General features: G+C 59.5%; 24 protein-coding genes. 11 read left to right on the top strand and 13 right to left on the bottom strand.

Features of this window, described 5'->3' with window-relative positions:
* Nucleotides 1-59 precede the first annotated feature (59 nt).
* Nucleotides 60-1,022, bottom strand: a complete 963-nt coding sequence (locus AC1Z24_RS13315; protein WP_483746620.1) for an iron ABC transporter substrate-binding protein — start codon at nt 1,020-1,022, stop codon at nt 60-62.
* 317 nt (nt 1,023-1,339) lie between these two features.
* Between AC1Z24_RS13315 and AC1Z24_RS13320 the strand changes: the two genes are divergently transcribed.
* From AC1Z24_RS13320 to AC1Z24_RS13330, 3 genes are all read left to right on the top strand, one after another.
* Nucleotides 1,340-2,605: a sensor histidine kinase gene (locus AC1Z24_RS13320; RefSeq protein WP_483746621.1), complete on the top strand. Its 1,266-nt coding sequence runs from the start codon at nt 1,340-1,342 to the stop codon at nt 2,603-2,605.
* Nucleotides 2,606-2,858: 253 nt separating this feature from the next.
* Complete coding sequence (locus AC1Z24_RS13325; protein WP_483746028.1) at nt 2,859-3,536, top strand: class I SAM-dependent methyltransferase; 678 nt, start codon at nt 2,859-2,861, stop codon at nt 3,534-3,536.
* 222 nt (nt 3,537-3,758) lie between these two features.
* Entirely contained in the window at nt 3,759-5,315 is a 1,557-nt protein-coding gene (locus AC1Z24_RS13330) for an ArnT family glycosyltransferase (protein WP_483746622.1), read from the top strand.
* 109 nt (nt 5,316-5,424) lie between these two features.
* Here AC1Z24_RS13330 and AC1Z24_RS13335 read toward each other — a convergent pair whose 3' ends face one another.
* The 8 genes from AC1Z24_RS13335 to arnB are packed head-to-tail and all read right to left on the bottom strand — an operon-like array spanning nt 5,425 to nt 14,228.
* A complete protein-coding gene (locus AC1Z24_RS13335; protein WP_483746029.1) occupies nt 5,425-6,792 on the bottom strand; it encodes a UDP-glucose dehydrogenase family protein in 1,368 nt (455 codons plus the stop codon).
* Nucleotides 6,789-7,205 carry a 4-amino-4-deoxy-L-arabinose-phosphoundecaprenol flippase subunit ArnF gene (arnF, locus tag AC1Z24_RS13340; protein ID WP_483746030.1) on the bottom strand — a complete coding sequence of 139 codons (417 nt, stop codon included), beginning with the start codon at nt 7,203-7,205 and terminating at the stop codon, nt 6,789-6,791. The genes AC1Z24_RS13335 and arnF overlap by 4 nt, the downstream gene beginning before the upstream one ends.
* Nucleotides 7,202-7,546, bottom strand: a complete 345-nt coding sequence (gene arnE, locus AC1Z24_RS13345) for a 4-amino-4-deoxy-L-arabinose-phosphoundecaprenol flippase subunit ArnE (protein ID WP_483746031.1) — start codon at nt 7,544-7,546, stop codon at nt 7,202-7,204. Before arnE ends, arnF begins: the two co-directional genes overlap by 4 nt.
* Nucleotides 7,543-9,195, bottom strand: coding sequence for a lipid IV(A) 4-amino-4-deoxy-L-arabinosyltransferase (gene arnT, locus AC1Z24_RS13350; RefSeq protein WP_483746032.1), 1,653 nt, complete (start codon nt 9,193-9,195; stop codon nt 7,543-7,545). Before arnT ends, arnE begins: the two co-directional genes overlap by 4 nt.
* Nucleotides 9,192-10,076 (bottom strand): 4-deoxy-4-formamido-L-arabinose-phosphoundecaprenol deformylase, encoded by an 885-nt coding sequence (gene arnD, locus AC1Z24_RS13355; RefSeq protein ID WP_483746033.1) that lies wholly within the window; start codon nt 10,074-10,076, stop codon nt 9,192-9,194. Before arnD ends, arnT begins: the two co-directional genes overlap by 4 nt.
* Entirely contained in the window at nt 10,076-12,067 is a 1,992-nt protein-coding gene (gene arnA / locus AC1Z24_RS13360; protein ID WP_483746034.1) for a bifunctional UDP-4-amino-4-deoxy-L-arabinose formyltransferase/UDP-glucuronic acid oxidase ArnA, read from the bottom strand. Before arnA ends, arnD begins: the two co-directional genes overlap by 1 nt.
* Nucleotides 12,064-13,083, bottom strand: coding sequence for an undecaprenyl-phosphate 4-deoxy-4-formamido-L-arabinose transferase (gene arnC, locus AC1Z24_RS13365; protein ID WP_483746035.1), 1,020 nt, complete (start codon nt 13,081-13,083; stop codon nt 12,064-12,066). Before arnC ends, arnA begins: the two co-directional genes overlap by 4 nt.
* 5 nt (nt 13,084-13,088) lie before the next feature.
* On the bottom strand, nt 13,089-14,228 hold the full coding sequence (gene arnB, locus AC1Z24_RS13370; protein WP_483746036.1) for a UDP-4-amino-4-deoxy-L-arabinose aminotransferase: 1,140 nt from the start codon (nt 14,226-14,228) through the stop codon (nt 13,089-13,091).
* Between the two features lie 748 nt (nt 14,229-14,976).
* On the opposite strand from arnB, the gene AC1Z24_RS13375 reads away from it, so the two are divergent.
* Nucleotides 14,977-15,537: a gamma carbonic anhydrase family protein gene (locus AC1Z24_RS13375; RefSeq protein ID WP_483746037.1), complete on the top strand. Its 561-nt coding sequence runs from the start codon at nt 14,977-14,979 to the stop codon at nt 15,535-15,537.
* Nucleotides 15,538-15,539: 2 nt separating this feature from the next.
* Complete coding sequence (locus AC1Z24_RS13380) at nt 15,540-16,688, top strand: acetyltransferase domain-containing protein (RefSeq protein WP_483746038.1); 1,149 nt, start codon at nt 15,540-15,542, stop codon at nt 16,686-16,688.
* On the opposite strand, the gene AC1Z24_RS13385 is transcribed toward AC1Z24_RS13380, so the two are convergent.
* Both AC1Z24_RS13385 and AC1Z24_RS13390 read right to left on the bottom strand, forming a co-directional pair.
* Nucleotides 16,645-17,700, bottom strand: coding sequence for a DNA topoisomerase IB (locus AC1Z24_RS13385; protein ID WP_483746039.1), 1,056 nt, complete (start codon nt 17,698-17,700; stop codon nt 16,645-16,647). The genes AC1Z24_RS13380 and AC1Z24_RS13385 overlap by 44 nt on opposite strands.
* Entirely contained in the window at nt 17,693-17,842 is a 150-nt protein-coding gene (locus AC1Z24_RS13390; RefSeq protein WP_483746040.1) for a hypothetical protein, read from the bottom strand. The genes AC1Z24_RS13385 and AC1Z24_RS13390 overlap by 8 nt, the downstream gene beginning before the upstream one ends.
* On the opposite strand from AC1Z24_RS13390, the gene AC1Z24_RS13395 reads away from it, so the two are divergent.
* The 4 genes from AC1Z24_RS13395 (at nt 17,841) to AC1Z24_RS13410 (ending at nt 22,144) form a co-directional block, all read left to right on the top strand.
* Nucleotides 17,841-18,755, top strand: coding sequence for a LysR family transcriptional regulator (locus AC1Z24_RS13395; RefSeq protein ID WP_483746041.1), 915 nt, complete (start codon nt 17,841-17,843; stop codon nt 18,753-18,755). The two genes, AC1Z24_RS13390 and AC1Z24_RS13395, sit on opposite strands and share 2 nt — an antisense overlap.
* 158 nt (nt 18,756-18,913) lie before the next feature.
* Nucleotides 18,914-19,579, top strand: a complete 666-nt coding sequence (locus AC1Z24_RS13400) for an RraA family protein (RefSeq protein ID WP_259105288.1) — start codon at nt 18,914-18,916, stop codon at nt 19,577-19,579.
* Between the two features lie 10 nt (nt 19,580-19,589).
* Nucleotides 19,590-20,798 (top strand): pyridoxal phosphate-dependent aminotransferase, encoded by a 1,209-nt coding sequence (locus AC1Z24_RS13405; RefSeq protein ID WP_483746042.1) that lies wholly within the window; start codon nt 19,590-19,592, stop codon nt 20,796-20,798.
* 74 nt (nt 20,799-20,872) lie between these two features.
* Nucleotides 20,873-22,144, top strand: a complete 1,272-nt coding sequence (locus AC1Z24_RS13410) for a cation:dicarboxylate symporter family transporter (protein WP_483746043.1) — start codon at nt 20,873-20,875, stop codon at nt 22,142-22,144.
* A 78-nt stretch (nt 22,145-22,222) separates the two neighbouring features.
* Here AC1Z24_RS13410 and AC1Z24_RS13415 read toward each other — a convergent pair whose 3' ends face one another.
* On the bottom strand, nt 22,223-23,614 hold the full coding sequence (locus AC1Z24_RS13415; protein ID WP_483746044.1) for an aldehyde dehydrogenase family protein: 1,392 nt from the start codon (nt 23,612-23,614) through the stop codon (nt 22,223-22,225).
* A gap of 373 nt (nt 23,615-23,987) precedes the next feature.
* Between AC1Z24_RS13415 and AC1Z24_RS13420 the strand changes: the two genes are divergently transcribed.
* Together AC1Z24_RS13420 and AC1Z24_RS13425 are read left to right on the top strand one after the other, a co-directional pair.
* The gene (locus AC1Z24_RS13420) at nt 23,988-24,257 is read left to right on the top strand and encodes a hypothetical protein (protein ID WP_483746045.1); all 270 of its coding nucleotides are present in this window, start codon (nt 23,988-23,990) and stop codon (nt 24,255-24,257) included.
* A gap of 112 nt (nt 24,258-24,369) precedes the next feature.
* The gene (locus AC1Z24_RS13425; RefSeq protein ID WP_483746046.1) at nt 24,370-24,699 is read left to right on the top strand and encodes a hypothetical protein; all 330 of its coding nucleotides are present in this window, start codon (nt 24,370-24,372) and stop codon (nt 24,697-24,699) included.
* A gap of 141 nt (nt 24,700-24,840) precedes the next feature.
* Here the strand turns inward: AC1Z24_RS13425 and AC1Z24_RS13430 are convergent, their stop codons facing one another.
* Nucleotides 24,841-26,469, bottom strand: coding sequence for a methyl-accepting chemotaxis protein (locus AC1Z24_RS13430; protein WP_483746047.1), 1,629 nt, complete (start codon nt 26,467-26,469; stop codon nt 24,841-24,843).
* Nucleotides 26,470-26,671 lie beyond the last annotated feature (202 nt).

Here is a 26,671-nt window from a genome sequence, read left to right on the forward strand (position 1 = left end):
GCGTATAAGGCCTCCCCGGCGGCGTTTTGCGTCAATGCTTGAGCGGACTCTGACGGCACTTACAAAATCCCGGCCTTGGTCATCAGCTCCACGACCTTCTTGCTGTCCAGTTTCGAGCTGTCCAGCACCGGAGCATCGAGCTGCTCCAGAGGCACCAGTTTGTCGTTGGACTGGGCACCTGCACCCACGGCGTATTCAAACGAGTTGCCGTCCTTGAGGATGGCCTGGCCTTGTTTGCCGGTGATCCACTTCAACAGCGCCTGGGCCTGTTCCGGATGTTTGCTGGAGGCCAGTACGCCGCCGCCGGAGATGCTCACGTAAGCGCCCGGATCCTTGTGCTTGAAGTAGTACAGCGAGGTGTTCTTGCTGTTTTCGCCGGTCTTGGACTGATCGATCAGGCTGTAGTAGTGGAAGATCACGCCGCTGTCGATCTGCCCGGCATTGACCGCCTTGAGCACGGTGCCATTGCCGCGATAGGCAGTGGCGTTGGTTTTCATGCCCTTGAGCCATTCCAGGGTAGCGGCCTCGCCTTTAAGCGCGAGCATGGCGCCGACGATGGCCTGGAAGTCGGCACCGGCGGGCGACGCGGCCCAGCGGCCTTTCCAGCTTGGCTCGGCCAGATCCAGCAGGGACTTGGGCAGATCGGCCGGCTTGAGTTTGTCCTTGTTGTAGACCAGTACGGTCGAACGTGCGGCGATGCCGACCCAGGTGCCATGGGCCGGGCGATACGGCGCGTCGACCTGGGACAAAGTGGCAGGCGCTACCGGGGCGAACAGCCCGGCTTTGTCCACCAGCACCATTGACGGTGAGTTCTCGGTCAGGAACAGGTCAGCCGGTGAGGCCTTGCCTTCCTGGACGATCTGGTTGGCCATCTCGCTGTCATCGCCATTGCGCAGGGTGACCTTGATGCCGGTCTCCTTGGTGAAACCGTCGACCCAGGCCTGGGTCAGGCTTTCGTGCTGGGCGTTGTAGACCACGATGCCATCATCGGCCGCGTAAACGCAGGACGTACCCAGAAGCATGGCGGAGAACAGCACGCTGTTGACGAATGAATGAGTTTTGCTAGGCATGTCGTTGTCGATTCCTGACAGGAGATGAGGTTGCCATATCTTGGCCAATGCGAATCATTAGCAGTTGAAAGTGGCAGCAAACTAATTGCCGACATGAGAAAAAAACGTCAAAACCGTGTGGAATTCGTGTCAGTTGATACAAAGCTGAAAAAATCCGGGGATTTGACGAAACCATGACATCGCTCATTTGATAATCATTGCCTGCCGTTGACGTCGACAGGGTGGCCGTTGGCGTCGTCTACATGAGTAATGGGTATGTCTGGACCCCGATGGATATCAAGCACAGCTTAAAACAACGAATCGTGATCGTTTTTGCCCTGATGAGTGCGTTGGTGGCAGGGACCTTTGCCGTGGGCATTTTTGTCACCGTGCATATTGTCGAGAAGCGCCTGACGGCCATCAGCCTGGGCAGCGATCTGCGGCGGATGCTGTCGCAGGACAATATCAGCGACTGGCGTCATCGCCCGGAAAAAGAAGAGCTGTTCTATTTCGAGGGAGGTCAGGGTGATCTGGCCCTCAGCGACGACCTGATTGATCTGCAGCCCGGCTATCACGAACTGGAACGGGGCAAGAAAAGCTATTACGTCATCGTGCAGCGGGTCGATGATCGTCGTTATGTGCTGCTGCGCGACCAGCGCAAGTTCGCCAAGCGCGAGCGCATCCTGTTCGGCGTGGTGTTCATCGGTTTTATTCTCAGCATATTGTTGGCCATTCTGCTGGGACGATTGCTGGCCTCGCGGGTCATGGCGCCGGTGATTCGCCTGGCCGGGCAGGTCCGTCATCGCGACCAGATCCTCGAAGTAGCGCCAAGGCTGGCCGAGGATTATGCCAAGGATGAGGTCGGCGAACTGGCGTTGTCCTTCGACCAGACCCTCGGGCGCCTGCGTGCCGCGTTGCAGCGTGAGAAGCTCTTTACCAGCGACGTCAGCCACGAGTTGCGCACTCCGTTGATGGTCCTGGCCAGCTCCTGCGAATTGCTGCTGGATCATCCGGGCCTGGATTCACGCTCGCGGACCCAGGTCAGCCGGGTCAGTCGGGCGACCTTGGGCATGCGGCAACTGGTCGAGACCTTTCTGTTGCTGGCGCGCACCGAGGTTCAGGCGACGCAGCCTGCCTGCCAGCAGAGTCTGAGCCAGGTCGCCGACGAGTTACTGGAGGTCTGGCGCCAACCTATCGAGGAAAAGGGCCTGCAACTTATCTATGTGCCTTGTGCGTCGGCAACGGGGCGCTATAACCCGACCCTGTTACAGTCCGTGATGGGTAACTTGCTGCGCAATGCCTGGCACTACACCGATACAGGCTTTATTCGCCTGACGCTCACTGAGCACGGCTTTATGGTCGAGGACAGCGGTATCGGTATCCCTCTGGAAAAACAGCAGGCCATGTTCCAGCCCTTCGTACGTGGCGACGAGCAGCGCGGCGAAGGATTGGGTCTGGGGTTGTCGTTGGTCCAGCGTATCTGTGACAACCAGCGCTGGACGGTTTCCCTCACGACCCGCGAGCCTCATGGTTGCTGCTTTACTGTGGGGTTATAGCAACACCCTCCTACGAAAACACATTCTAATTTTTATCTGCACTGCTGCGAACAGGTTTGTTCGTGGTTGTTGCGTCGTGCCTGGAAAGTCCAGTTAATATATATCTTGTTACATGTTTATGTGCCCGTTTGTCGATATGTAATCTCGGCTTTACATGGGGTGTTACCGGTTGATGAAATTTTCACATGGGTACAACTTATCGTTTACGTCGTCTTGGTTAGAGTGCGTTACTTGCTCAGGGAGGCAACTTGCCATGACTCAGATCAAACTCAAGTTTTCCGAAAAGTATAATGACGAACACGCACAACAGTACTTGCACAAACACCGGAATGGTCTTTCTCGCCGGCTGTCCAACTGGCGGGATATGCAATTGGCCCGCAAGGCACTGGAAATAGCCGGTGATCCTGGCTTGGTGCTGGACCTGCCCTGTGGTGCCGGGCGCTTCTGGCCGGTACTGGCGGAAAAGCAAAACCGCGTGATCATGGCCGCCGACAACTCGGAAAGCATGCTGCGTACGGCCGCCAGGGGCCAGCCACTGGATATCGTCGAGCGTGTCGAGCTGAGGCAGATGTCGGCGTTCGATACCGGTCTGTCGGACAATTCGGTCGATACCATTTTCTGCATGCGCCTGCTGCACCATATCGGTGAAGCCGAGCACCGCAAGGCTTTGCTGGCGGAATTCCATCGTGTGACCCGTGAGACGGTAATCATCTCCCTGTGGGTCGATGGCAACTTCAAGTCCTGGCGGCGCAAGCAGCAGGAGAAGAAACGTTTGCAGCAAAACAAGGTGCATGGCTATCAGAATCGTTTTGTCCTGCCGGAGAAAATCGTCGAGGCCGAGTTTGCTCAGGCCGGGTTCGATATTCAGTCTCGTCTTGATTTCATTCCGTTGTATGCCATGTGGCGGGTCTATGTATTGCGCAAGCGGTGAAGCGCTCAACTGCGATTATTCGCAATGTATCGTGGTTGTTCATTAATTCAGGTGCATTGAACCGGGCAAACAGGTAAAACTCTGTATACCGCCCGGTTCTTTCGACAGAACCGGGAGGAACGTGTGATTCATTGAGAATAAGGAACGTGTGCAGTGTCATTCCTCGCGCCTGGTCGGAATTCTGTTCTATCGGCCTCTGATAGTTATCTGCATGCCCTGGTGGTGGGTGTGCTTGCATTGATTGTGTTTATTATCGGTGATCCGCATCAGGCGGCCATCGGTTTCGATTCGCGTTTTGTTCTGTTTGCCCAGGAAATGCTGCGCCACGGCCCCGGCTTTTTCCCGACCACCTATGGCGAGCCTTACGCGGATTACAGTTCCACTTCGACCTTTCTCATTTATCTGTTCTCCTTGCCTCTGGGTCGGGTGACCAGTCTGACGGCCTGGCTGCCCACGGCCATCTCCTCGGCCTTGCTGATCATGCTGATGTACCGCCTGCTGGCACCCTACTCGCGACAGTGGGCGCTACTGAGCATTACCCTGCTGATGCTCAGTACCACCTTCATCAGCGAGACGCGTGCGGTTTCCCTTGACCAGATGCTCGCCACCGTGGCTTTTGCGGTGTTCTACCTGGGCTACGCCGCCGATCATTTCGGCAAGCCCCGGCGCCTGACCTGGATCTTTGTCCTGCTGGTGCTGGGCTTCGCCATTCGTGGGCCGATAGGTTTGGTGGTGCCGACCGGCATCCTGTGCAGCTATTACATGTTGAGCGGGCAGTGGCGGCGCATGTTCATCTTCGGGTTCGCCGCTGCGGCGCTGCTGGCGGCTTGCATCGCGCTGTTGCTGCTGCTGGCCAAGGTCAGTGGCGGCAGCGATTTCGTCGCCGAAGTGGTGCGCATGCAGTTCACTTCACGCATGGATGGCAGCGAAGGGACCAGCAGCCCGACCTATTACTTCACCAGTTCCCTGGGCAATTTCGCCATCGCCTATCCTTTGGCTATCGTCGTGCTGTTAACCCTGGTGCTGAGCCGCTGGCGTCATCAGGGGCCGGAGCTGCGCCTGGTCTGGGCCTGTCTGGCGGCGGGGTTGATTGTTATGGTCGGCCTGTCGGTGCCCCAGGCCAAGAAAGCCCGCTACATGCTGCCGATGGTGCCCATGGCGGCGATTATTGCGGCCTATCCCTTCCAGGCGGTCGGCAACAAGTGGCTGAGCGGGCTGCGGGCGTTGGTCATGGCCGTTCTCTGTGTGTTGCCGGGGCTGTTCATTGGCTTGCTGCTGGTTGCCCGACAGCGCTTTCCCGAGCAGTTGACCAGCATCGGCGGCGTGCTGATTTTCCTCGGCTTGCTGCAGATTCTTGCCCTGGCGTCACTGTTCAGACCCCGGTTGCGGGTCTACGGTCTGGCGGCGTGTGCGGTGCTGGCGGTGTGGTCGAGTTATATCTGGGTGTTCGAGCCGGTCGAGCGCAATCTGTATGACACCCGCAGCTTCAGCCTTCAGGTGGATCAGGTCATGCAAAAGGACCCGCTGCCCTTGGTTTTGCATGTCATGGGCAAGGACGCCAAGGCGATCAAGTTCATGGTCAATCTGGATCACGACCTGCAACCGCAGTTCACGCAGACGTCACAGCAGTTGGTGGCGGTGAGCGGGCCGGCTTACGTGATGATGAGCAACAGCAGTTACATGGCCTTGAAAGGGACCCGGCTGGCAGATCTGCCGGTGTTGCTGCATGGGCGTTTTGACAAGGAAGATTATGTGCTGATGCGGGTGAACGGGCAGTGAAGTCCACCACCGCATGTGCATTGCTTTGATGTTTCTCCCGTAGGACCGGCTTTAGCCGGGAGATTGTCCTTCCGGCTAAAGCCGGTCCTACGAGTCATACGTTTGGGTGTCAGGCCGCAACCCACTGCTGTTGCGGAATCGGCAGGCTGCATGATTCGCCACGGCCAATCGGGAAGTAGTGAAAGCCGTTTTCGGCCAGGCGTTCGGTGTCGTAGAGGTTACGACCATCGAAGATCACCGGGGCACTGAGGCGCTGCTGGATCAGCTCGAAGTCCGGCGCCTTGAATTGTTGCCACTCGGTGCAGACGATCAGCGCATCGGCGCCATTGAGCGCTGACTCGGGAGTGCCCATCAGCATCAGCTCCGGGTGATTGCCATAAAGGCGTTGGGTTTCCTGCATGGCTTCCGGATCGAAAGCGCGAATGCTGGCACCGGCCGCCCATAAGGCTTCCATCAATACCCGGCTCGGCGCATCGCGCATGTCATCGGTATTGGGCTTGAAGGCCAGGCCCCAGATGGCGAAGATCTTGCCGCGCAGATCGCCTTTGTAGAAGGCATTGACTCGCTCAAACAGCTTGTTCTTCTGTCGCTCATTGATGCTTTCAACCGCGCGCAACAGGTCGTTGGAGCAATGGGCTTCAGTAGCGCTATGGATCAGGGCGCGAATGTCCTTGCCGAAGCATGAGCCGCCGTAGCCGCAACCGGGATAGATGAAGTCATAGCCGATACGGGAGTCAGCACCGATACCCAGGCGCACGGATTCGATGTCGGCGCCCAGGTGCTCGGCCAGTTCGGCGATCTGGTTGATAAAGCTGATCTTGGTCGCCAGCATGCAGTTGGCGGCGTATTTGGTCAGCTCGGCACTGCGCCGGTCCATGAACATCACGCGGTCGTGGTTGCGGTTGAACGGCGCATACAACTCGCGCATAACCTTCTGCACTTCATCGTTTTCACAGCCAATGACGATACGGTCCGGGCGACGGCAGTCGCTCACCGCAGAGCCTTCCTTGAGGAATTCAGGGTTGGAGACCACGTCGAAGGACAGGATGCGGCCAGCATCGCGCAGGGCCTGGCTGATGTGCTTGACCAGAGCATCGCCGCTGCCCACCGGTACGGTGGATTTTTCCACGACTATCAGTGGTTCGACGCGGTGACGTGCAATGGCTTCGCCGACGGCGAAGAAGCCGCTCAGGTCCGCCGAACCGTCTTCCCTGGGTGGGGTACCGACGGCGATGAACAACACTTCGCCATGCTCTACCGCGAGCTTTTCGTCGCAGGTGAAGCGCAGGCGGTTTTTCTCCAGGTTCTCCTTGACCAGACCGGCCAGCCCAGGTTCAAAGATGCTGACCTGGCCCTGGCGCAGTTGCTCGACCTTGGCCTGGTCGATGTCCATGCAGATGACATCGTGGCCGACTTCAGCCAATACCGTAGCCTGTACCAGACCGACATATCCGCTACCGAAGACGCTGATTTTCATGGGGTTAAATCCTGGGTTTCATTACGAGGAGTGCGGCGAAAATTGATCGTCAGTACGCCCGCGACAATCAGGCTGACGCCGACTGTCCGGGAGACGGTGAACGCTTCATGGAAAAAGGGCAGGCACGCGGCGATCAGGTAGACCAGCGCATAACTGAGGCTCAACAGTGAGTAGGCACGGCTCAGGGGCAACTCGCGCAGGGCCAGCAGCCAGCACAGCATGGACAGGCCATAGGCGATGATGGCGCTGCCGACCACCGCCAACGGCGTCACCTGCAGCAGGCCCTGGCTCAGGGCCTCGGGCCACTGCTCAGGCGTGGGCAGGCGCAACATGCTCCAGCGCATGCCTAACTGGGCGGCACTGACCAGCCCGACACTGGCCATGGCCAGGGCAATGCCTGATGTGCGGCTCATGCCTGGCGCCCCAGCAGCAGGACGCCAGCGAGAATCAGGGCAATGCCCAGCCAGTGCCGGGCGTCGACCTTTTCATTGAACAGGTAGCGGCCGGTCAGGGTGATCAGGACGAAGTTCAGGCTCAGCATCGGATAGGCGATGCTGACCTCGAGTCGTTGCAGGACCAACAGCCAGACCAGCAGACCCAGACCCAGGCAGAGCAGGGCCAGCCACAGCCACGCGTTGGTCATTGCCCTGGCGACGCCGGGAAAACCGGGGCGCCATTGTTCCACTGCGAGCTTTTGCGCGATCTGCCCAACGCAGGTCAGCAGGCAGGCAGTCAATAGCAATACCAGGCTCATGGCGGCGTTTGCTCGAACAGCAGAATGAGCATATTGCCGTCCGCAAAGCGTTTGCCATCTTTGGGCAGCAGATCTATTTCCTGTTTCTCTGAATCGCCTGCACCTCGGATCACGACACCGACGGAACCCTTGCGCCGGGCTTGCTCCATCCAGGCCTTGACCGAGTTGAGGTCGACTTTGCGGGCGTCGCCTTCCGGATAGCTGAGGCCGTACTCGAGTTCGCCCACGGTGTTATAGAACACCACGTCACTGCGCTTGAGGGTCCAGGCCAGCGATGAGGCCGCACCCAGGTCGTTGGACAGCAGGCTGGTGCTGCTCGCCAGTTCCTGTTCATGTTGCTGAATGAACAGCTGCGGGGTCTTGCTCAGCACTGTCGCCATGGGCAACGCATTGGGCAGCAGTGCCACGAGCAGGCCGATACCCAGGGCCGGGCTGGCCCATGCACGTGCCGGGCGCAGGATCTGCAAGGCGTTGGCCAAAACCCAGCCCGACAACACAATGATCAGCAGCAGCTTGGCAACCGGCTCCTGGTTATAGACCGGTTGTTTGAGTTGCAACCAGGTCAGTGCAATCAGGCCGACCACGCCCAGCAGGGCATTGAGCAGCCCGTTCAAGCGCAGTGCGCCCAGGCGATCCTGTTGCAGCAGGTTGATGATGGCATGTCCCATTAGCAGAGCCAGGGGCACCAGGCACGGCATGATGTAGGTTGGCAGCTTACCTCGGCTCAGGCTCAGAAACGCCAGGGGCAGCAGTACCCATAGCAGCAGGAAACCGACAGATGCCAGGCGTTTATCCCGCCAGCTTTGTTTTATCGTGGCCGGCAGGAGTACCGCCCAAGGCAGGCACGAGACCACCAGAATCGGCAGGTAGAACCAGATCGGCTGGGTATGTTGGGCATCTTCGGCGGCGAAGCGGCGGATGTGCTCGTGCCAGAAGAAAAACCGCCAGTAGTCCGGTTCCCGGCCATGCAGAATCAAGACCCAGGGCAGGGAAATGGCGATGGCGACGATCACGGCCAGGCAGCCGAACCTGATCAGTTCCCCCAGGCGCTTTTGCCAGACCATGTAGGGCAGGGCGATCAGCACCGGGAACAGCCAGGCGAGGAAACCCTTGGTCATGAAGCCCATGCCGCAGGCCACACCGAGCAGTGCCCAGTAGCCCAGTCGCCGATGGCCCGTACTGCTTTGGGCCAGCCAGAATGCCAGCATGCTGAGGTTGACCCACAGGCTGAATTGCGGGTCGAGGTTGGCGTAGCCGGCCTGCCCGGCGATCAGGCCGAAGCTCATGTAGAGCAGGGCGCAGGCGAAGCTCTTGCGCGGGTCGTTCCACAGGTTGCGCGCCAGCAGCCAGGCGATCAGCACGCTGAGCCCGGTGCTCAGGGCCGAGGCAATGCGCACGCCAAACAGGTTCTCGCCGAACAGGGCCTGACCCAAGGCGATCATCCAGTAGCCGGCGGCCGGTTTTTCAAAGTAGCGCAGGCCCATGAAGTGCGGCGCGGCCCAATTGCCGCTGTGGAGCATTTCCTGGCTGATCTGGGCGTAGCGGGTTTCGTCGGGAATCCACAGGCCGTGGCTGGCCAGCGGCAACAGATAGGCGAGCACGAAGGCCAGCAGCAGTAAGGGGATGTACCCGTTTCGGGTGGTGGTCATGCGTGTTGCACTCCCAGCCAGCCTTCGCGACCACTGAGGGTGCCACGGCTCAGGCGGGCTGTCGGCAGACTGTCGAGATCCTCGGGCAACAACTCGCCCAAGGGACAAAAATGAATGTTGCGGTTGCGGGCCTGGGCCAGCAGCTGCCGAAAGTCATCGGCCAACAGAATGCCCTCCACTTCCGCGTGAATTGTGTAGACGTTCAGGCCGTCGGGCTTGAAGCGGTCGAGAATGAAACGATTGAAGTCGCGGCTGGCCAGATCGGCGCCGACGACTTCATCGTAAGTGGGCAGATCGACCGGGATCTGCACCGTGCCCGGACGCCCGTTGCGCAGGGTCGGACGGAACAGACTGGTGCCACGGCAATCACTGTTGTAGCGCAGGTTGAAAGCTTGTTTGGCCTGCACCACATGTTCGTCGGCGCGCCAACCGGCGGCGGCGGAGCAGGTCACAGGCTCACCGAGAATGGTGCTGAGGCAGTCGAGGCCCTGGCGAATCTCTTCGGTCAGTTGTGCCTCGCTCCAGCGCCCGGCGTTGGCCTGCCAGCCATGGTGATCCCAGGCATGCAGACCGACTTCATGGCCGGCATCCCGGGCCTGGCGCATCAGATGGCCGAAGTCCCTGCCGATGGGTTTGCCCGGCCAGGCGGTGCCGGCCAGCAGGATGTCCCAGCCGTAGAGGCTGGCGGCTTTGGAGCGGAGCATCTTCCAGAAAAACTGCGGGCGGATCAGGCGCCATAAATGGCGCCCCATGTTGTCCGGACCCACGCTGAAGAAAAACGTCGCCTTGATCTGTGCGTCAGCCAGTATCTCCAACAGCTGCGGGACCCCGTCACGCGTGCCACGGTAGGTGTCGACATCGATGCGCAAGCCCGCCTGCATCAGCGCTGTTCCGCTTTTTCGGCCATGGCTTCACGCAGGAAGAAGTCCAGGGTCTTGCCGATGGTTTCGCTCAGTTCGATACCCGGTGTCCAGTCGATCAGGCGACGGGCATTGTCGATGCTCGGCTTGCGATGGCTGACGTCCTGATAACCTTTGCCGTAGAACGATTGGCTTTCCACTTCACGGAAACCGGCGAACGGCGGGAAATTGCCGCGCAGCGGGTGGGCTTCGAATTGGCGCAGCAACTCTTCGCCCAACTGACGGATGCTCGCTTCGTTGTCCGGGTTGCCGATATTGATGATCTGGCCGTTGCAGGCGTCGCCACGGTTTTCGATGATCCGTGCCAGTGCCTCGATGCCATCAACCACGTCGGTGAAGCAGCGTTTTTGCGCGCCGCCGTCGACCAGACGAATCGGCGTGCCTTCCACCAGGTGCAGGATCAACTGGGTAATGGCCCGCGAACTGCCGATACGCGCCGAGTCCAGACGGTCCAGGCGCGGCCCCATCCAGTTGAATGGACGGAACAGGGTGAACTTCAGGCCTTTCTGGCCGTAGGCCCAGATGACCCGATCCAGCAACTGCTTGGATACCGAGTAGATCCAGCGCTGTTTATTGATCGGGCCGACCACCAGATTGGAGGTGTCTTCGTCGAAGCTCGGGTCCTGGCACATGCCATAGACTTCCGAGGTGGACGGGAAAATCACGCGCTTGTTGTACTTGACGCAGTAGCGGACGATTTTCAGGTTTTCTTCGAAATCGAGCTCGAAGACTCGCAGCGGATTGCGCGTGTATTCGATAGGCGTAGCGATGGCCACCAGAGGCAGGATCACGTCGCACTTCTTGATGTGATACTCGATCCACTCGGTGTGGATGCTGATATCGCCTTCGATGAAGTGGAAGTTCGGATTGCTGCGCAGGCGTTCAATGGCATCGGAGCCGATGTCCATGCCGTAGACTTCGTAGCGGTCGTCCTGCAGCAGGCGCTCGGACAAGTGGTTACCGATGAAGCCGTTGACGCCAAGGATCAGCACGCGGGTGCGGCGCACGGGTTTGACGCTGTCGTTGCTGACCAGGCGCGAGCCTGCCACCAGGCCGAATTCACGGGCCAGTTGCGGGCCGCTCAAGTACAGGCCATCGTCGCCACGCTGGCCGGCACTGATCACCAGCGAGCCTTGGCCGCAGGCAATGCGCAACGGATCGCAGCTGATTACGGTGCCGGGGGCCAAACCTTCGTTACCGGCCTGGGCCTTGGCGCTCCAGACGATCAGCTTGTGCTCTCCTGCCAGATAAAACGCGCCGGGGTAGGGCTGGGTCACGGCCCGAACCAGGTTGTGCAGGGTGGTGGCCGGTAGATGCCAGTCCATGCGGCCATCGGCCGGGGTGCGGCGACCGAAATAGCTGGCCTGGGACTCGTCCTGGGCAGTGCCGTTGAGCTGGCCGCGACCCAGTACAGGCAGGGTTTCTGACAGAAGCTCGGCAGCGGCCTGGCGCAGTTTGCCGTGCAGGCTCAAGGCGTCGTCGCTGATATCGATGCTGACCCGCTGCTGAGCCAGGATGTCGCCGGCATCGGCACGCTTGACCATTTTGTGCAGGGTGACGCCGGTTTCGCTTTCGCCATTGACCAGCACCCAGTTGGCCGGAGCCCGGCCGCGATAGCGTGGCAGCAGCGAGCCGTGCAGGTTGAAACCGCCATTTTTCGCCTGAGCCAATAGCGTGTCGCTGAGCAGATGGCGATAGTAGAACGAGAAGATGAAGTCAGGTGCCAGCTTGCCGACGCGCTCGATCCACAGCGGGTGGTTGACGTCTTCCGGGGCATGCACGGGGATATCGTGGCGGGCACAGAGCTGGGCGACAGAAGCGAAGAAAGTTTTCTCCTTCGGGTCATCGGCATGGGTGAATACCGCGCTGATCTCATAACCGGCATCCAGCAGGGACTGGATACCGACGCAACCGATATCGTGATAGGCGAAGACAACAGCTTTCAGGCTCATGGCGCAACCTTGCTCAAAGAAGAATGGTGAGTCGACGAATCAATGGTGGTGGTCGAAGGCGCAGCCGGTGCGGCGCGCACGACTTTTTCGATGAAGAAGCGCGGGCGCGCGCGGACATCGCTGTACATGCGGCCCAGGTATTCGCCCAGCAGGCCCATGCCGATGAACTGCCCGCCGGTGAAAACGAACAGTACGGCGAACAACACGAAGCTGCCGTTACCGGCCCAGGGCGCGCCGAAGATCAGGCGCAGGACGATCAGGGCCAGAGCGAACAGGCCGCCGAGCAGCGCCATGCTGAAGCCAATGATGCTCAGCAGGCGTAGTGGGGTGGTGGTCATGCAGGTGACCAGATCGAACATCAGGTTGATCAGGCGCATCGGGCTGTATTTGGAATCACCGTGCTCGCGCTCGGCGTGCTCGACCAGTACCTCGGTGGTGTGGCGGGCGAAACTGTTGGCCAGAATCGGGATGAAGGTGCTGCGTTCACGGCAGGCCAGCATCGCGTCGACGATGGTTCGGCGATAGGCGCGCAGCATGCAGCCGTAGTCGCTCATGGCGACCCCGGTGGAACGTTGCACGGCCAGGTTGATCAGGCGCGACGGCCAGCGACGCCAGGCCGAGTCCTGGCGGTTGTTGCGCACCGTGCCGACCACGTCGTAACCCTGTTCGGCACACTTGACCAGACGCGGAATTTCTTCGGGCGGGTTTTGCAGGTCGGCGTCCAGAGTGATCACGACGTCGCCGGTGCACTGCTCGAAGCCGGCCATGATCGCCGCGTGCTGACCGTAGTTGCGATTGAGGATCACGGCTACGAACGGGCTGCCTTCTCGGGAGGCGGCGTCCTGCAGGATGTCGGCGGAATCATCGCGGCTGCCATCGTCGACCAGTACGATTTCGTAGGCGTGGTCCAGTTGCGCGCAGGCCGCTGCGGTGCGGCGCAACAGCTCCGGCAGGCTCTCGTGCTCGTTGTAGACCGGTATGACTATGGATACACGGTTGATCGGGTAAGGTCTCACAGGCGTTATTCCACAATCGATTCAATGACACTGACGACTCGCTCGACATCGTCGAGGGACATCTCGGGGAACAGCGGGATCGAACAGATACGCGATGAGTTCCATTCCGTATTGGGCAGGTGTACGTCCGGGTAGCGCTGGCGATACCAGGTGTGCAAATGAGTGGCGATAAAGTGAATGCCGCTGCCAATATCCTGTTCCTGCAGGGCCTTCATGAAGGCGTCGCGGTCCAGGCCACAGCGCTCGGGGTCAATGCGCAGGATGAACAGGTGCCAGGCGTGGTGCTGGTCGTAGTGCGGCTGGGCCAGGGGCAGTACGGGCGAGCTGGCCAGGCGCTTGAGGTAATGCTCGGCAAGCAGCTGGCGCTTGGCATTGATGGCTTCCAGGCGCTCCAGCTGCACCAGAGCAATGGCGGCATTCATGTCGGCCAGGTTGTACTTGAAGCCTGGCTCGATCACCTGGGCTTGGGGCTTGCGGCCGTGGGTCATGCGGTCATAGGCATCCACGCCCAGCCCGTGGAACTTGAGCATGCGCACGCGATTGGCCAGTTGCTCGTCGTCGCTGACGAACATCGCGCCTTCGGCACAGGTCATGTTCTTGATGGCATGGAAAGAGAAGATCGCCGTACCGTGGGCACCTACCGAGCGACCCTTGTAGCGGGTCCCTGCGGCGTGGGCTGCGTCCTCGATAACCCGGATGCCATGGCGTTCGGCGAGGGCGTAAAGCGGATCGAGGTCGAACGCCGCACCGGCGTAATGCACCGGAATGATTGCCTTGGTGCGGGGAGTGATTGCCTGTTCGATGGCTTCGATATCGCTCATCAGGGTATGCCGGTCAACATCAACGAATACCGGGGTGGCGCCGAGGAGGCAGATCATGTTGGCCGTGGAGACCCAGGTCTGGGACGGGGTGATCACCTCATCGCCCGGGCCGATGCCCAAGGCCAGCAAGGTGACGTGCATCGCGCCAGTGGCCGAGGACAAGGCAATCGCGTGGACAGCGCCGGTACGCTCGGCAAATTGCTGCTCCAGCTTCTGGCATTCCGGTCCGGTGGTGATCCAGCCGGAGCGCAGTACCCGGCTCACCGCTGCGATTTCTTCATCGCCGATGTCCGGGCGAGAAAAGGGAAGGAAGCGCTGACTCATAAGTATCCTCTGGCAAGCAAAAACCTGCGGGCAAACCTGGCGTCGGTCTGACCGCTATCAAAGTATTCAAGTGCGCCATTAAATGCGGGCGAGCGAGTTTTTCGGGCCGTTGACCGACAATAAACAATCAGTTTATTTAAATTCGTTTATATAGATCGGCTGCTCATGAGTGTCCATTCTCAATGGTTTTACACCGCATCGGATAGTACGAAACCAATAATGAAAATTCCGTGTATAGCCTGTCGATTTTTCATGTTGGTATGAGTTTTTAACGCTATACCTTTGTTTTAGTTGATTTCAAGGGTTGACGTCCAATTGTCATGAGCCTGTGTTAGAGCTGCCGGTCTGGCTATTCGCCATGCCGATGCTTTATAAACCCAATCATTTTAGTGTGTATAGTGCCAATCCACTTTCTAACAGCATCCGTTCAGGATAGTAGGAATTTCGTGAATCGCAAAAGCGGTAGGTAAGTTGAGAATAGTCCTCGGGCGCAGGCGCTGCATTCGCCTTGTCGCGATGGGTCGCTTATGGGCTGACAGCACGAGGCAATTAATGAGTAAGTAGCACAAGCCAGCGTATTAGCAAGACTGGCTGGGACAAAGTGGCTTGCGGATTAACAAAATGTGAGATTGATGTTGACTGGGTCATCAGGAGGCAAGGGCGAAGGTAGAAAGCGTTGAAATTGATATGTTATAACAATCTATAGTAAGGTTGCGCTTTACCTGTCATCGCTATTGGACGCCCCACCATGATCCGCAAGAACCCCTCAGGCCACCTCCCTGTAATCGCTGAGTCGGCCTATGTCGACAAGACGGCAATCGTCTGCGGCAAGGTCATCATCCATGACAACGTGTTCGTCGGTCCTTACGCCGTTATCCGTGCCGACGAGGTCAATGCCGACGGCGACATGGACCCGATCGTCATCGGTGCCAACTCCAATATTCAGGATGGCGTGGTGATTCACTCCAAGTCCGGAGCCGCCGTGACCATCGGCGAGTTCACCTCCATTGCTCATCGCTCCATCGTGCATGGCCCCTGCACCGTGGGAGACCGGGTGTTTATCGGCTTCAACAGCGTGCTGTTCAACTGTCGGGTCGGTCAGGGCAGGGTGGTGCGGCACAACTCGGTGGTTGATGGTCGCGATCTGCCGGACAACTTCTACGTGCCCTCGACCACGCGCATCGGCCCCAATACCGATCTGGCGCAGTTTCCCCCGGTGAGCGTGTCGGCCTCGGAGTTCTCCGAAGATGTGGCCCACACCAATATCGATCTGGTGCGCGGCTACAAAGCCCTGCAGAACGAGTTCTGAGCATGGTCCAGACCTTAAAGACGCGGCTGCATTCCATCGATGCCCTGCGCGGGTTGATCATTCTGTTCATGCTGCTGGACCATGTACGCGAGACCTTTTTCCTGCATCGCCAGGTCACTGACCCGATGGACGTGGCTGTTACCGAGCCAGCACTGTTTTTCAGTCGCACTCTGGCGCATCTGTGTGCGCCTTTGTTCGTCTTCCTGACCGGCTTGAGTGCCTTTCTGTATGGGGAAAAGAACGGCGGCGGGGCGGCGGTATCAGTGTTCCTGTTCAAGCGTGGGCTGTTCTTGATCGTGCTGGAAATCACCCTGGTCAATTTCGCCTGGACCTTTCAGTTCCCGTCCACGGTGGTCTACCTGCAAGTGATCTGGGCCATCGGTCTGAGCATGTTGGCTCTCGCGGCGTTGCGCATGTTGCCGCGGCCTGTGCTGGTGGCCTTGGGTTTGCTGATCATTGCCGGGCATAACCTGCTCGATGCCGTGCATTTTCCGGTTGAGTCCTTGCTGCACGGGCCTTGGGCGGTGCTGCATGATCGTGGCTGGCTGGAGCCGTGGGCGGGTCTGCGCCTGCGCACCTCATATCCGGTTTTACCCTGGATCGGCGTCATTGCCCTGGGCTATGCCGCCGGGCCTTGGTTTGCTGCAGGTTTCGATCAGGGCCGCCGGCAGGCGCGGCTGATCGGTTGCGGCGTTGTCGCGTTGGCGCTGTTCATCGGTCTGCGCCTGAACAACGGTTATGGCGAAAAGCCCTGGCAGAGCGGCGTCGATGACCTGCACAGCCTCATGAGCTTTTTCAACATCACCAAGTACCCACCCTCGCTGCAGTTCATCTGCCTGACCCTGGGGCTCGGCCTGTTGTTGCTGGCTGCACTGGAGCGCCTGCAGTCACGTAAATGGATTGCACCGCTGGTGGTATTCGGCGCGGCACCCATGTTCTTCTACCTGCTGCACCTGTATGTGCTCAAGGTGCTGTATCTGGCGGCGCTGGGCATCTGGGGCGCCAATCAGGGCCGCTATTTCGGCTTCGACTCCGTGGTCTCGGTGTGGCTGTGTGCGGCACTCCTGGCGCTCGTGTTGTTTCCGGCGGTGCGTTGGTTCGCCGGGGTCAAGGCACGGCGTCGGGGTCTGACGTGGCTGAAGTATCTGTAAGGCTTTGCAGGAACATCGCCAGTGCCACTTCTTCAAGGCGCAGACCCTTGCGCTGTCGAGCGCGTGGCAATCTGGCGAGTTCACCTTGCAGAAAACCTTCGAGCACGGCGGGGTGGATATAGCATTTGCGGCAGATCGCCGGGGTATTTCCCAGCTGCCGGGCCACCGCCTTGACCATCTCGACAATATGTTTCTTGGCATCGGCCTCCGGTTCCCACTCCAGCTTGCGCAGGGTCGCCAGGGCCAGGGCGCTGCCAGCCCAGGTACGATAGTCCTTGGCGGTGAAGTCGGCACCGGTCAGTTCGTGCAGGTAGGCGTTGATATCCGCCGAGCTGACGCTGTGGCGCTCGCCCCGATCATCCAGGTACTGGAACAGATTCTGCCCGGGCAATTCCATGCAGCGCTTGATCACCCGGGCCAGGCGTCGGTCGGTGATGCTGATCTGATGCTCCACGCCGCTTTTGCCGCGAAACTGAAAGAGGATATCGGCGCCGTGGACCTCAACGTGTTTATTGCGCAGGGTGGTCAGGCCATAGGAACGGTTGTCCCGGGCGTACTGGCTGTTGCCGATGCGGATCAACGTGGCGTCGAGCAATGACACCACCGTGGCCATGACCTTGTTGCGGCCCATCCCCGGTTCGGCCAGTTGCGCCTCGATCTGCTTGCGAACCTTGGGCAAGGCGAGGCCGAACTCAATCATGCGCGAGTACTTGTCCTGATCACGAATCTCGCGCCAGCGCGGATGGTAGCGGTATTGCTTGCGGCCGCGGGCGTCGCGGCCGGTGGCTTGCAGATGACCGCGCGGGTCCGGGCAAATCCATACATCGGTGTAGGCGGGCGGGATGGCCAGATTGTTGATCCGCTGAATCTCTTCGGCATCACGAATTCGCTCGCCCTGGGTATCGAAATAAACAAACTTGCCGCGCAAAATCCTGCGGCTGAACCCGGCCTGGGTGTCTTCGACGTAGTGCAGGTCAGGGGGCAGTTCGAGGGCTTCGATTGAGTCAGGCATGGCAGGCAATCCGTAGTTCATTACTGGATTGACCGCGCCATCCGGCAAGGGTGCCGAGGATTTTCACGGCAGAAACCGGTTTACCTTGGGTGATGACATGGAGTGATAATGCCGCACTTTTTCTCACCAGAAGCCTGAGCATGATCACCTTCAAACAGCTGGAAGCCATCTACTGGATTGTCGAACTGGGCAGTTTTGAGGCCGCGTCCCTGAAGCTGAACATGTCGCAGTCGGCGATCTCCAAGCGGGTTCAGGAATTGGAAGAGGCGTTCGACGTACCGATTTTCGACCGCAGCAAACGCAGCGCGCGATTGACCGAGAAGGGCACCGAGCTGTTCGAGTACGCCAGCGAAATGCTCAGGCAGCGTGATTATTTATTGGAACGTATCAGCTCCAAAGAGGTGCTGGTGCGGCGCTTTCGCCTGGGTGTAACCGAGTTGACCGCCCTGACCTGGCTGCCGGCCCTGGTCGAGCAGATTCGCATCGCTTATCCCCGGGTCGTGCTGGAACCTTCGGTGGAGCTGAGCTCGGAGTTGTTCAAGAAGCTGGAAAACGACCAACTGGACCTGATCATTGTTCCCGATGTGTTCGACGACGCGCGCTTTGTCGCCACGCCGTTGCGCACCGTGGAAAACGCCTGGATGTGCGCGCCCGGCCTGTTCGGCGAGCCCGGCCCCATCGATTTGCAGGCGCTGTCGGCGTTCACCGTGCTGACCCAGGGCGGCAGCTCCGGCACGGGCCTGCTCTATGACCGCTGGCTTGCGCGGCACGACCTGCGTTTCAACGCCAGCCTGAGTTGCAACTATCTGGTGGCGCAGATCGGCCTGACCATTTCCGGCCTCGGCATCAGCTATCTGCCCCGGCAATGCATGGCGCCCTTTGTCGAACAGGGCCGCCTGCGAATGATCGAGACCCGCCCGGCGCTGCCGTCGATTCCCTATGCGGCAGTGCATCGTGTCGATCGTCAGCAGGGCTTGAGTGTGGCCGTGGCACGGCTGGCAGAGCAGTGTTGTGATTTCAGTCGGCTGATTCTGCAGCAGCAGGTCATGGAATAGCGCGCTCTTGCCGTAGTGACTCCTGCCTGCTCTATCGCTTTCAGGCGCTACAAAGGAAAACATGATAAAAATCGATGTTTTGACATAAATAAATATCGCTAAAAGTATTGCCTCGCCTTTTCTAAGATCGAGACCTTCTTTGGTTCACGGAGGTCATCATGTCACTGCCCGGCTCACGCATTCTCACCTCGCCAGCTCTGGCATCCCCGGCCCTGATCGAGGCATTTCAGACGGTCGTCACGCCGCACATCAGCGACAATCTCGGTCGGCATATCGGCGCCCGCGGCCTGACCCGCTACAACCACACCGGTAAGCTGGTCGGCACCGCCCTGACCGTCAAGACACGGCCCGGCGACAACCTGTTCATCTACAAGGCCCTGACCCTGCTCGAGCCTGGCCATGTGCTGGTGATCGATGCCCAGGGCGACACCATCAACGCCGTGGTCGGCGAGTTGATCAAGCTGTATGCCCAGCAGCGTGGTTGTGTCGGTTTTATCGTCGACGGCGCGATCCGCGATGTCGCCAGTTTTGCCGACACCCCCTGTTATGCCCGCGGCGTGGTGCATTGCGGGCCCTACAAAAGCGGTCCGGGAGAAATCAACGTGCCGGTTTCAATCGGCGGCATGTTGATCAATCCGGGGGACATCATTGTCGGTGACGAAGACGGTTTTGTGGCCTTCGCCCAGGAAGACGCCGAGCAGATCCTGGCCAAGGCGCGTGAGCACGAAGCCCATGAAGAAGAGGTGAAAGCCGAAATCGCTTCGGGTGCCGTCGATCAGTCGTGGCTGGACAGAGTCCTGGAAAAAGCCGGTCTGGCGAACTGAGGGGATGAGCATGAGTAAACAGTTTCTGTCCCGCCGGTTGTTGGCGATTCAGCCGTCGCCGAGCATTGCCGCCAATGCTCTGGTGACGCAGTTGCGCGCCGAAGGCCGGGATATTGTCAATTTCACCGTCGGTGAGCCTGACCTGGATACACCGACGCATATCCTCGATGCCGCCCGCGACGCCATGTATGGCGGCCAGACCCACTACACCGGCACCCCAGGCACGCCAGCGCTGCTCGATGCCATCGTCGTCAAGCTGCTGCGCGACAACGGCCTGGCGTATGCCAGAGAGCAGGTGATTGCCGGCTGCGGCGGCAAGCATGTGATCTATCATGCCCTGGCCGCGACTCTCAATCCGGGCGATGAAGTGATAGTGCACACGCCGTACTGGGTGTCATACCCGGACATTGCCCGGCTCAATGAGGCGACACCGGTCATCATCGCGGGCAATCAGCACAACGGCTTCAAGCTCACTCCTGACGAGTTGGAACACGCCATTACCCCGCGCACCAAGTGGGTCATCCTCAACACACCGAACAACCCCACCGGAGCGGTCTACAGCCATGCCCGGTTGCAGGCGCTGGCCGAGGTGCTGCGCAGGCATCCCCATGTGCTGATCATGTCTGACGAAATTTACGAGCATTTCGTCTACGACACACAGCGCCATGTGTCCTTTGTCGAAGCGGCGCCGGATCTGATGGCGCGTACGTTGCTGATTAATGGTGCCTCCAAAGGCTATGCCATGACCGGCTGGCGCCTGGGTTTTGCCGCAGGTCCCCAGTGGCTGATCAGCGCCATTGGCAAGTTGCTATCCCAGACCACCACCTGCCCCAGCTCCGTGAGCCAGGCAGCAGCGGTCGCGGCATTTGCCGGCGATCAGGCACCGATTGCCCGGATGCGCGAGATCTACAGCCAACGCCGCGCGCGCATGCTCGAGCTGCTGGCCGATATCCCTGGCATCCGTTGCACGCCACCCGAGGGGGCTTTTTATGTGTTTGCCAACGTTGGCGATCTGCTGGGCAAGGCCACGCCCCAAGGCGCGCGCCTGAACAGTGAGGCGGATTTCGTCGAATACCTGTTGCGCGAGGCCGGAGTTGCCGTTGTGGGTGGCGGCGCCTATGGCATGTCACCCTATATTCGTCTGTCCTTCGCCAGCGCCATGGAGGTGATCGAGGAGGGCGCTGCACGCCTTGCCAGGGCCTGCGCAGCCTTGCGCTGATCGACCGAAGAGTCGACAGCGGCTTGTCAAAACAACACTGCCCGAAACATTCACGACACTTTCAGAGGCATTCCATGCACAAGCCACGTCTATCCCTGATGTTGCAGATTCTTATCGGCCTGTTGGCCGGCATTCTGGTCGGGGCGTTGTTGAACCATTATTCCGAGGCCCGGCCCTGGCTGATCAGCAACCTGTTGCAACCGGCGGGGGACATCTTCATCAAACTGATGAAGATGATCGTCGTGCCGATTGTCTTCGCCTGCATGGTCGTCGGTATCGCCGGCAACGATGACAGCAAATCCCTGGGGCGTATCGGCGTGCGGACGCTGTTGTACTTTTTTGCCGTCACCACCACGGCGATCGTCATCGGTCTGGTATTGGGCAACCTGTTGCAACCCGGAGCCGGGACCGATCTGGCCAGTCTCAAGGCAACCACCGTCAACGTCACGCCGCTGGCGTCGGCCAATCATGGTCTCGGCCAGATAGTGCTCACTATCATCCCGGACAACATTGTCGACGCCATGGCCAAGGGCAGCCTGCTGCCGGTGCTGTTCTTCGCCGTCATGTTCGGTCTGGGGGTGGCGGGTTTGAGCGAGGAGCGTCGCAAGCCGCTGATCGATATGTTGCGCGGGGTTTCGGAGGGGATGTTCCGCATGACGTCGATGATCATGGCGTACTCGCCCATTGGTATCTTCGGCATGATTGCAGTGACGGTCGCCAATTTCGGTTTCGCTTCGCTGTTGCCGCTGATCAAGTTGATCGTGGTGTGCTACCTGTCGATTGCCATCTTCGCGATCGTGGTGCTGGGCAGCATTGCTCGCCTGGTCGGGGTGTCGTTGTTCGGTCTGATCCGGCACATCAAGGACGAATTGATTTTGGCCTTTTCCAGCGCCAGCTCCGCAGCGGTGATGCCACAGCTGATGGCCAAGCTGGAATGTTTTGGCGTGCCACGCTCGCTGGTCAGTTTCGTGGTGCCGGTGGGGTACTCGTTCAATCTGGACGGCGCCTCACTGTTTCTCGGCATCGGCACGTTGTTCGTAGCGCAGCTCTACGGGATTGACTTGAGCCTGACGCAGCAGGCGCTGCTGGTGGTGACCATGGTCCTGACATCCAAGGGGGCTGCGGGTGTGCCAGGCTTCATGTTCGTCATCCTTTCGGCAACCCTGGCCAGCGCCGGGCTGCCGCTGGAGGGTATCGCCTTCATTGCGGGTGTCTACCGCCTGATGGATATGCCGACCACGGCGCTCAATGTGCTGGGCAATGCCTTGGCGCCATTGGTCATCGCCCGTTGGGAGCAGCGTACGACGGAGCGCCAGGCGCGTCTCAACGGCACGCCCCTGGCGTGATTGCGCTCTATCACGGCTGTTGAGATGAAAAGCCCGGGGCGTATGGCGCGTCCCGGGCTTTTTACTTAACGGCCGCGCTTATTTACGATCCAGCCACACCGTCTGGGCATTGCAGAACTCGTGCACGCCGAAGTGCGACAGCTCACGACCGAAGCCGCTTTTCTTCACGCCGCCGAAGGTGACGCGGGGGTCGCTGGCGAAATAGCCGTTGATGAATACGCCACCGGCCTCCATCTGCGCCGCCAGCTCTTCGGCCAGGGCGATATTGCGGGTGTAGATGGTCGAGGCCAGGCCGAACTCACTGTCGTTGGCCAGTTCCAGGGCGTGGCGGGCGTCACGCGCGGTGATGATCGAGGCTACCGGGCCGAACAGCTCTTGGCGGAACGACGTCATCTGGTCAGTGACATCGCCCAGCACCGTGACATCGTAGAAGTTGCCGCTGCCTGGCGTCTTGCCGCCGCCCAGCAGCAGGGTTGCGCCTTGCTCCAGGGTGCCTTGCACTTGCAGGTCGAGTTCATCGCGCAGATCGAAGCGGGCCATGGGGCCGATATAGGTCTCGCGCTGTAACGGATCGCCCACCGCCAGCTTGCGGGTCGCTTCGACGAATTTGCGGGTAAAGGTCTCGACCACGCCCTGTTCGACGATGATGCGTTTGGACGACGCGCAGACCTGGCCCGTGTTCTGATAGCGGCCGATAACCGCCGCGTTGACCGCCTCATCAATATCGGCATCGTCGAGCACGATAAACGGATCGGAGCCACCCAGCTCCAGCACGCATTTCTTCAGTGCGGCACCGGCCTGGGCACCGATGGCTGACCCGGCGCGTACGCTGCCGGTGACGGTGACAGCAGCAATGCGGTCATCCTTGATGGCAGAGGAAACACCCTCGGGCGTGACGTTGATGACTTCGAAAACTCCTTCAGGGAAACCGGCATCCTGAAAGGCCTTGAGCAGCAGATAGGCACTGCCCATGACGTTCGGCGCGTGCTTGAGCACATAGGTGTTACCGCCAATCAGCGCCGGGACCGCACCGCGCAGCACCTGCCAGATCGGGAAGTTCCACGGCATGATCGCCAGTATCGCGCCGAGGGGGCGGTACTCGATGCGTGCCTTGTTTTCGGGAACTTCAGTGGCTTCGGCGCTGAGCATCGCCGGGCCGTGGGCGGCATACCACTCGCACAGGTTGGCGCATTTCTCGATTTCGCCTTCGGCCTGGGCAATCGGCTTGCCCATTTCCACGGTGATCATCTGCGCCATCGGCTCGGCGGCTGCACGCAAAGCCTTGGCCAGAGCGATAAGGGCCTGGGCGCGTTGCTCGACCGGGGTGCGTTTCCAGGTTGCAAAACCCCTGGCGGCACGACCGAGGGCGGCATCCAGTTCGACGGCGGACTCGAAGGGATAATGCCCGACCTGTTCACCCGTGGCCGGATTGATCGAAATCGCGTGAGTGTGAGGCGTGATCGTGGTCATGGCACCGTTTCTTTTTCTTGGGAGATGAAGTGGGACCAGACTAGCGCTCACGACGACGTGATTAAAACTGAATAATTATGACGGATATGTTCTCTTTTAGAGAATGAAGGCCGGTTTTGCCTTTACACAAATTCCAAGGACTGATTGGTCGCTCACATTTTCCGGTGAGATCGTTGCCTGATAGCGGGTTGCTACTACGACCACTCGTGCCATGGGCTATTAATTTATTTGAATCATTGCGCCGCTCAGCACTCATTGACTGTGAGTGCGAGAGCTCCCCCGGCAGTCTGTACGTCGCTGTCTCCTGCCGGGGTTATTTATTTCTGAGTCCAGAGCGGTGCATCTGGATAGAGCAGTTCAACGAGGTAACGTCATGGCGAAGTCCGAGCAAGGGCGCTTCTTATCTGCCGATGTCGCTATGGCGGCTTCGAATGCGTTGGAGCGAATTCAGTGCGCAGGCGCTACTTTGGAGGTGGTCGAAGCCGGGGTTTCCTCCGTCGCTCTGGTCCAGGCCCTGCGGCTGTCGGGCAATTGCGGGGGGGCTGAACTGGATCGTTTGCTGCAGATATTTGAAGCGGCGGTCGACGCCAGGCTCAGGGTGGTGAAACAGAATCGCCGCGAAACAGAGTGTGAGTGCCGGTAGATATGGGCGATCACAGTTCGGGCCTTTTTACAATAATTGCGTCTGGACTTGTAATATGAGCGCCGACTGTTGAATATCCCCGTCTTTCACCAACGGCAACGAGAAAATCGCAATGAGTACAGGACTGACTGAGGAAGAGATGCGCCAGGCGCTGTTCGGCTCCTCGACCCCACCGGCCCCCAAACCGCCGGCCCCTGAACCTGAAATAGTCATCGTCCCGCCGGCCAGACCCAAAGCCGCCAGCAAACTCCGCGCAAAACCGCTGTCTCCCAAGTTGCGCGTGACGATGAACGTGACCAAAGAGTTCGAGGGCGCTCTGGAAGTGTTCGTGTACGACGCCAACACCCTCAGCACGCTGACCGCCGAGCTGGACGCCAAGAACGAGGCGAAAAAGAAGAAGTACAAATACTTCGAAGTGGTCTCGATCAAGCCGATTGGTTGAAATGCAATCGTGCAGCGGACGTTGTGTTGTGGGACCGGCTTTAGCCGGGAAGAGGCTCGCACATCCGACACCCTCTATGAGGGTCCTTTATATCGCCTTCCCGGCTAAAGCCGGTCCCACAGAACCTCGAATTTTTTGATCTTATAGCTGAAACTGCCGCAACGACACGTTCAGATCATTGGCCAGCCCCGCCAGTGACTGGCTGGCGCTACTGGTCTGGTCGGCCCGCACGGCGGTCTGGGCCGAAAGGTCGCGTATCCGCACCAGATTGCGATCCACCTCACGGGCTACCTCGGCCTGCTGCTCGGAGGCGGCGGCAATCAGGGTGTTTCGGTCGGTGATGCTCAATACCGACTCGGCGATCAATGTCAGTGCATCATTGGCAGCTTCGGCCTGAGTCTGGGTCAGCAGCGCCTGCTGGGAGCTGACGGCCAGGGCTGAAACGGTATTCTGCGTGCCTTCCTGGATGGACTCGATCATGTCCTCGATTTCCTTGGTGGACTCGCTGGTGCGATGAGCCAGGGCCCTGACTTCGTCGGCGACTACGGCAAAACCGCGTCCGGCTTCACCGGCCCTGGCGGCTTCGATGGCGGCGTTGAGTGCCAGCAGGTTGGTCTGCTCGGAAATCGAGCGAATGACTTCCAGTACCCGGGTGATCTCGCGGATTTTCAGCGACAGCAACTGCGCCTGATCGGACGCGCGGGTGACGTTCTGCGCCAGTTCCAGCACCGAACCCACCTCCTGTTTCAGTTCGGCCTGGCCGCGGCGGGCGGTGCTGGAGGATTCCTGTGATTCAGCCGACGTCGACACCGCGTTGCGCGCCACTTCTTCGACCGCCTGGCTCATCTCGGTGACCGCCGTGGCGGCCATCTCGATTTCGCCATTCTGCACCGTCAGGTCGGCGGTGCTGTCGCGCATCACCGCGCCCATTTCCTCGGCGGCGCTGGACAGCTGCTTGGAGGCATCGCTGACCTGGGTCAGGGTCGATTGCAGATTGGCGCGCATCTGCTCCATCGATTGCAGCAGGCGCGCGGGCTCGTCGGTTCCCCGGGTGTCCAGAGTACCGGCACGCAGGTCACCGGCAGCGATGGCCCGGGATACGCTCAATGCCTCGGCGATGGGGCCAGCCAGGCTGCGGGTCAGTTGCCAGGCGAGCAGCAGGGTAAAGGCAGTCAACAGGATGATCACCGCGTAGGTCACCTGACGGGTGCTGTCGTAAACGCGGCCGGCCGTGCTCGACGCCTGTTCCTTGGCGTCGTCATTGATCTTTTCCAGTTTCTTCAACTGACTGTTTATGCCCATGGCCAGATTGGTCATGTTTCCGGCAATTTGACTCCGGGCTTCTTCACGCTGACTGTTTCTCAACAGTTGGTGAACGTTGTCGGCGGCCGCGCCATATTGCCTGTACAGACTGGTCAACTCACTAATGATGTCCTTTTCCGTCGGTGTGTTGATCAGCGGAGTATACAGTTTGATCGCGTCGTCAAATGCCCCTGTTCGAGCACGGTATTCGTCGTAACTGGTTTGCAGCGCGGCATCGTTGGCTGCCGCAAGCATCTTCATGATCGCCACGCGGGTATTGGCGAAACTCAAAGCAATGTCATCGCCCAGGGCAATACCCGGCAGGGCGCTGTTTTCGATGATCAAGCCTTCGTTGCGCACGCTTTCAAGTTTGGTCAGGCTGAAGATACCCAGACCAATGACACACAGAATCATGACGGCAAACGAAGCGACGGTGCGTTTGGCAATAGAGAGCTTTCTCAGATACATGTATCAGTGTCCGCAGGCAAGTAGAGGTGAGGGGAGGCAGTAAAGTTAGGCATCGATTATCCCTGTCTGATTCGTCAAGTTACGTTCGCTCACGTCAAGCATTGCCGCAGTTCCAATGACAGCCGGCAGGTTTTAAGCAGGATTGTTTTAAATTAGTTAATTGTGGTGATGGCGATGTGGAATCAATCTATTCTCACTCGTT

Source organism: Pseudomonas sp. JL23 (assembly GCF_056933585.1).

What these genes read in the sequence shown, in the direction of transcription:
- arnE (WP_483746031.1), bottom strand. Translation starts at nt 7,546, where the DNA reads ATGAGCCTGGTATTGCTATTGACTGCCTGCCTGCTGACCTGCGTTGGG.
- AC1Z24_RS13425 (WP_483746046.1), top strand. Translation starts at nt 24,370, where the DNA reads ATGAGTACAGGACTGACTGAGGAAGAGATGCGCCAGGCGCTGTTCGGC.
- arnB (WP_483746036.1), bottom strand. Translation starts at nt 14,228, where the DNA reads ATGAGTCAGCGCTTCCTTCCCTTTTCTCGCCCGGACATCGGCGATGAA.
- AC1Z24_RS13420 (WP_483746045.1), top strand. Translation starts at nt 23,988, where the DNA reads ATGGCGAAGTCCGAGCAAGGGCGCTTCTTATCTGCCGATGTCGCTATG.
- arnF (WP_483746030.1), bottom strand. Translation starts at nt 7,205, where the DNA reads ATGAGCCGCACATCAGGCATTGCCCTGGCCATGGCCAGTGTCGGGCTG.
- AC1Z24_RS13320 (WP_483746621.1), top strand. Translation starts at nt 1,340, where the DNA reads ATGGATATCAAGCACAGCTTAAAACAACGAATCGTGATCGTTTTTGCC.
- arnA (WP_483746034.1), bottom strand. Translation starts at nt 12,067, where the DNA reads ATGAGCCTGAAAGCTGTTGTCTTCGCCTATCACGATATCGGTTGCGTC.
- AC1Z24_RS13325 (WP_483746028.1), top strand. Translation starts at nt 2,859, where the DNA reads ATGACTCAGATCAAACTCAAGTTTTCCGAAAAGTATAATGACGAACAC.
- AC1Z24_RS13390 (WP_483746040.1), bottom strand. Translation starts at nt 17,842, where the DNA reads ATGCTCAGGCTTCTGGTGAGAAAAAGTGCGGCATTATCACTCCATGTC.
- AC1Z24_RS13415 (WP_483746044.1), bottom strand. Translation starts at nt 23,614, where the DNA reads ATGACCACGATCACGCCTCACACTCACGCGATTTCGATCAATCCGGCC.
- arnT (WP_483746032.1), bottom strand. Translation starts at nt 9,195, where the DNA reads ATGACCACCACCCGAAACGGGTACATCCCCTTACTGCTGCTGGCCTTC.
- AC1Z24_RS13335 (WP_483746029.1), bottom strand. Translation starts at nt 6,792, where the DNA reads ATGAAAATCAGCGTCTTCGGTAGCGGATATGTCGGTCTGGTACAGGCT.
- AC1Z24_RS13385 (WP_483746039.1), bottom strand. Translation starts at nt 17,700, where the DNA reads ATGCCTGACTCAATCGAAGCCCTCGAACTGCCCCCTGACCTGCACTAC.
- AC1Z24_RS13405 (WP_483746042.1), top strand. Translation starts at nt 19,590, where the DNA reads ATGAGTAAACAGTTTCTGTCCCGCCGGTTGTTGGCGATTCAGCCGTCG.
- arnD (WP_483746033.1), bottom strand. Translation starts at nt 10,076, where the DNA reads ATGCAGGCGGGCTTGCGCATCGATGTCGACACCTACCGTGGCACGCGT.
- AC1Z24_RS13430 (WP_483746047.1), bottom strand. Translation starts at nt 26,469, where the DNA reads ATGTATCTGAGAAAGCTCTCTATTGCCAAACGCACCGTCGCTTCGTTT.
- AC1Z24_RS13395 (WP_483746041.1), top strand. Translation starts at nt 17,841, where the DNA reads ATGATCACCTTCAAACAGCTGGAAGCCATCTACTGGATTGTCGAACTG.
- AC1Z24_RS13410 (WP_483746043.1), top strand. Translation starts at nt 20,873, where the DNA reads ATGCACAAGCCACGTCTATCCCTGATGTTGCAGATTCTTATCGGCCTG.
- AC1Z24_RS13315 (WP_483746620.1), bottom strand. Translation starts at nt 1,022, where the DNA reads ATGCTTCTGGGTACGTCCTGCGTTTACGCGGCCGATGATGGCATCGTG.
- AC1Z24_RS13400 (WP_259105288.1), top strand. Translation starts at nt 18,914, where the DNA reads ATGTCACTGCCCGGCTCACGCATTCTCACCTCGCCAGCTCTGGCATCC.
- AC1Z24_RS13380 (WP_483746038.1), top strand. Translation starts at nt 15,540, where the DNA reads ATGGTCCAGACCTTAAAGACGCGGCTGCATTCCATCGATGCCCTGCGC.
- AC1Z24_RS13375 (WP_483746037.1), top strand. Translation starts at nt 14,977, where the DNA reads ATGATCCGCAAGAACCCCTCAGGCCACCTCCCTGTAATCGCTGAGTCG.